Genomic DNA, 250 nt, shown 5'->3' with positions numbered 1-250 from the left:
GCGTCAGCCTCAACCTGCGGAGGTGCAACGTGGTCGACGATCGCCTGATACAGCGGGGTCATATCGTCAGCCATGTCGGTGTGCTCAAGACCAGCAATACCATTCAGCGCAGAGGCGAAAATGATAGGGAAGTCGAGCTGCTCATCAGTAGCATCCAGGTTAACGAACAGGTCAAAGACCTGATCAACAACCCAATCCGGACGCGCACCAGGGCGGTCTACTTTGTTGATAACCACAATCGGCTTCAGAC

At 54.4% G+C, this 250-nt stretch carries 1 protein-coding gene; it reads right to left on the bottom strand.

Going from position 1 to position 250, the window contains the following annotated elements:
• A partial coding sequence (locus tag SB756_RS33315; protein WP_410913664.1) for a GTP-binding protein occupies positions 1 to 250 on the bottom strand: 250 nt, incomplete at both ends.

Origin of the sequence: Pseudomonas sp. SIMBA_068 (assembly GCF_046534705.1) — a bacterium.
Classification (GTDB): Bacteria; Pseudomonadota; Gammaproteobacteria; order Pseudomonadales; family Pseudomonadaceae; genus Aquipseudomonas; species Aquipseudomonas putida.
This window is presented reverse-complemented; position numbering and strand designations above follow the sequence as displayed.